The organism is Bradyrhizobium sp. PRIMUS42, from assembly GCF_023006515.1.
Lineage (GTDB): Bacteria > Pseudomonadota > Alphaproteobacteria > Rhizobiales > Xanthobacteraceae > Bradyrhizobium.
Genome location: NZ_JALBGZ010000549.1, coordinates 1 through 4,276, shown reverse-complemented (window position 1 = coordinate 4,276; position 4,276 = coordinate 1). Strand labels below are relative to the sequence as shown.

The window sequence follows — 4,276 nt, the reverse complement described above, 5'->3', positions numbered from 1 at the left end:
CGGCATCTGCCGCGGCGTGAAGCCGTCGAGCTCGCTCTGCCGCGCGGTGATCTCGGCGACGGCGACGTCGAACGAAGCGGGGCTCAGGGGAGGGGCGTTGCGATAGACCTGCGCTGCCGCACGCTCGACCATATCGGCCTGGCGCTGTCGCGTCTCGACCGGAGACGGTGCAGGTGAAGGTGCCGGCCGCGGCGCCTGAGGCTGCTGCGGCTTCGAGATCTGCGACAGCCGCGCGTCGAGCCGCGAGATCGCATCGTTGAGCTGGCGCGCGACGCCCTGCTCGCGCGAAGCGTCCTGTCGTGAAGCGTCCTGTCGTGAAGCGTCCTGGCGCTGCGCGGGTTTCGCGATCCGTTCGATCTGCTGGGTGATCGCGTCGAGCCGTTGGTGGATGTCGGCGACTTCGCGGCTCTCCTGACTCGGTGCTTGGCTCGGAGGAGCGTGGGGCGCTTGCTGACGCTGGTCGTAAGGTGCGCGAAAGTTCGGTGGCGCAGTTTCGCCGAGCGTGGAGTTCAGCCAATCGTTGAGTGACATGCCGGCTCTGCGCGCAGCAGCTTCGGCCCGCTCCCGGACGGATGGGTCGATGCCGTCAACACTCCACGATACGCGCGAATTCATGACTCTGTCCGGTTCCGACTCCGGCGCCCCACCCGGCGCCTCCAGCCTCCCCACGCGCGCCAGTTGTAAACACAACCGAATTTGGCGCAGGTCGTCTGCCTCGAAAACCGACTTTTGTCCGTTACGGTAAATAACGGGTTAAGGAACGCGTCGCCGGTGTCTTAAAGTTGGGCGGCGATGCCAACCCCGGAACTGGTGCGCTCCTCCCCCGCTCCTTCGGCGCGACCGCTCCCGCAAGCGGGAGAGGTGACTAACACCGCCAATGCCGCTCAGCCCTTCCCCTCTCGCTTGCCGTCTTCCAGCGGCACCACGCTGGCCTTGCCGCTCATCGCCGAGAGCGCCTCCAGTGTCTCTTCGCAGAAGTCGGCCACCATCTGCTCGTGCCGAGCCCCTAAGCGGAGCAGGAGCAGGTTGCCGAGGTCGAGCCTGCCTTCCGCCGTTCCGTCCGGGAAACGCTTCTTCAGGATGCGCTCGTAATTGGCGTGGCGGTCGCGGTGGTGCTCCAGGCGCGCCATCAGGTCGGTGCGCAGCGGCTCGATGTCGATGCTGTCGAGGGCGTGGAGGCGGACCAGGAGGTCATCCTTGGTCGAGGCTGGCGTGCTTGGCCGCGCGGCCCAGTGCCGCAGCGCTGTTCTACCCTCGGGCGTAAGCGTATAAACCAGCTTGTTGGGCTTGCCTGATTGCACGACCTCCCGGCCCTGGATGTGGCCGCGGTCGCGCAGCTTGGAGAGCTCGCGGTAGATCTGCTGGTGGTCGGCCTTCCAGAAGAAGCCGATCGAGGAATCGAATGTCTTGGCGAGCTCGTAACCCGTCATCGGACGTTCCGTCAGGCATGCGAGGATTGCGTCGCCCAGCGCCATGGCCGGCCTCCTTCTTCTTCGATCCTAACCAACCAGCTTGACTTTATGCGTATCGGCGCATATGCGTCAATGTGCATATGAGGCAGCTTGCGGGCCGGTCACAGGTCCGACTGAAAAATCCAGCGAAATCAATCTCCTCGCTACTGTGCATGGGGTTGTTTTCGCACTTTTTGCCTTTGCCCTAGGGAGGCACCTGAGCATGACCGGCCTCGATTCCTGGTACGCCTACATGAAGTCCCATGACCGCGCCGCGCTCTGGGATCTGCTGCACCCCGATGCCGTGTTCGAAAGCCCCGTCGTGCATTCGCCGCAGCGTGGCCGCGACATCACCTTCAAATACCTCTCCAGCGCCGAGAAGGTGCTCGGCGGCCCAGGTTTCACCTATGTCGGTGAATGGCGCAGCGACACTGGTGCGGTGCTCGAATTCAAGAATGTCATCGACGGCATCGAGATCAACGGCGTCGACATCATCAGCTTTGATGCCGAGGGACGCATCACCCATTTCAAGGTGATGGTGCGTCCGCTCAAGGCGATCAACATGCTGCACCGCCTGATGGCGGAGCAGCTTGCCGCCCAATCATGACCCTGCCCTGAGGTTGCCGAACCCGCTAAGCTCGCGGGCAAAGGCTGCGCCTCATCACTTCAAGCCCCATGCCGGGAGACCACCATGCCGATCTACAAAGCCCCCGTCGAAGACGTGAACTTCCTGCTCAACGACGTCTTCCAGATCGACCGCTACGATAATCTCGCCGGCTTCTCCGATGCGTCGAGCGATGTGCGCGAAGCCATCCTCGGCGAAGCCGCCAAGCTCGCCGAAGAGGTGCTGCAGCCGCTCAATCGCGTCGGCGATCTCGAAGGCTGCAAGCGTGCCGATGACGGCAGCGTCACCACGCCGAAGGGTTTCAAGGACGCCTTCATGCAAGTCGCCGAGGGCGGCTGGCTCGGTCTGTCGGCGCCGACCGAATTCGGCGGCCAGGGCCTGCCGGTGACGCTGAGCCAGGCGGTGAACGAATTCCAGATCTCCGCCAACATGGCGTTCTCGATGTATGGCGGCCTGACCATGGGCGCGACCGCGGCGTTGATCGTCCACGGCACGCCCGAGCAAAAGCAGACCTACGTGCCGAAGATGGTGGCGGGCGAATGGACCGGCACCATGAACCTGACCGAGCCGCATTGCGGCACCGATCTCGGCATGCTGCGCACCAAGGCGGTGCGCCAGGCCGACGGCAGCTTCAAGATCACGGGCACCAAGATCTTCATCTCGGCCGGCGAGCATGATCTCGCCCCCAACATCATTCACCTCGTGCTCGCCCGCATCGAGGGCGCGCCCGCCGGCATCAAGGGCGTGTCGCTGTTCGTGGTGCCGAAGTTCCTGGTGAACGCGGACGGTTCGGTGGGCGCGCGCAACGGCGTCGTCTGCGGCTCGATCGAGCACAAGATGGGCATTCACGGCAATTCCACCTGCGTGATGAACTACGACAACGCCACCGGCTGGCTGATCGGCGAAGAGAACAAGGGCATGCAGGGCATGTTCGTGATGATGAACGAGGCCAGGCTCGGCGTCGCCGTGCAGGGCCTCGCGCAATCCGAGGTCGCCTATCAGAACGCGGTCGCCTATGCCCGCGAGCGCATCCAGGGCCGCGCGCTCACCGGCGCCAAGGCGCCGGACAAGCAGGCCGACCCGATCATCGTGCATCCCGACGTGCGCCGCACGCTGCTCTCGATCCGCGCCTTCAACGAGGCCGCGCGTGCCTTCGTGATGTGGACCGCGCTGAAGAGCGACGTCGCTCATCGCTCCGAAGACCCGAAGGACCGCCAGGCCGCCGACGATCACATGGGCCTGATGACCCCGGTGCTGAAGGGCTTCCTCACCGATTACGGCTTTGCCAACGCGGTGCAGGCGCAGCAGATGTATGGCGGCCACGGCTATATCGCCGAGCAGGGCATGGAGCAGTTCGTGCGCGATGCGCGTATTGCGATGATCTATGAAGGCGCCAACGGCATCCAGGCGCTGGACCTCGTCGGCCGCAAGCTGCCGCGCGACGGCGGCCGCGCCATCATGGCGTTCTTCGGCGAGGTCATGGCCTTCGCCAAGGAGAATGGCGGCGACGAGGCGCTGAAGCCCTTCATCACCCCGCTTTCGGCCTCGCTCGGCCATCTCCAGCAGGCCACGACCTGGCTGATGCAGAACGCGATGGCAAAGCCTGATAATGCCGGCGCTGCCGCAACCGATTACCTGCATCTCTTCGGCTTCGTCGCGCTCGGCTACATGTGGGCGAAGATGGCGAAGGTGACGAATGCCAAGATTGCCGAGAGCGGGGCGACGCCCTATCTCTCGACCAAGCTCGTCACCGGCCGTTTCTTCATGGAGCGGATGCTGCCGGAGACCGCCGCCAATCTCGCGCGCATCCAGGCCGGCTGCGCCACCATCATGGAATTGCCGGCGGAAGCGTTCTGAGGCTTTCCGCTTCACCAGCGATCGCGACCGCGCAGCGGTCGCCGCGACAATAACTGCAATCAGGAGGCTCCCATGGCAGATGCCTATATCTACGATCACGTCCGAACCCCGCGTGGCCGCGGCAAGGCGGACGGTGCGCTGCACGAAGTCACGGCGCTCGCGCTCGCGACCGTGCCGCTGAAGGCGCTGAAGGACCGCAACAATTTGCCTGAGGATTCCGTCGACGACGTCGTGCTCGGCGTGGTCGATCCGGTCGGCGAGGCCGGCTCCGACATCGCGCGCTTCGCCGCGCTGAAGGCCGGTCTCGGCGAAGCCGTGCCCGGCGTGCAGATCAGCCGATTCT

General features: G+C 64.7%; 3 protein-coding genes and 2 pseudogenes. 3 read left to right on the top strand and 2 right to left on the bottom strand.

Translation table 11 applies throughout. The features are described from left to right. Positions 1-615, bottom strand: a pseudogene (locus MOV75_RS28975) (hypothetical protein); the annotation flags it as partial. Positions 616-884: 269 nt separating this feature from the next. Continuing rightward, the gene (locus MOV75_RS28970) at positions 885-1,475 is read right to left on the bottom strand and encodes a PadR family transcriptional regulator (RefSeq protein WP_246930424.1); all 591 of its coding nucleotides are present in this window, start codon (positions 1,473-1,475) and stop codon (positions 885-887) included. Between the two features lie 199 nt (positions 1,476-1,674). Between MOV75_RS28970 and MOV75_RS28965 the strand changes: the two genes are divergently transcribed. The 3 genes and pseudogenes from MOV75_RS28965 to MOV75_RS28955 form a co-directional block, all read left to right on the top strand. After that, positions 1,675-2,058: a nuclear transport factor 2 family protein gene (locus tag MOV75_RS28965; RefSeq protein WP_246930426.1), complete on the top strand. Its 384-nt coding sequence runs from the start codon at positions 1,675-1,677 to the stop codon at positions 2,056-2,058. Between the two features lie 84 nt (positions 2,059-2,142). Beyond that, positions 2,143-3,933, top strand: coding sequence for an acyl-CoA dehydrogenase C-terminal domain-containing protein (locus MOV75_RS28960; RefSeq protein WP_246930428.1), 1,791 nt, complete (start codon positions 2,143-2,145; stop codon positions 3,931-3,933). Positions 3,934-4,005: 72 nt separating this feature from the next. Next, positions 4,006-4,276: pseudogene (locus MOV75_RS28955) on the top strand (acetyl-CoA C-acyltransferase); the annotation flags it as partial.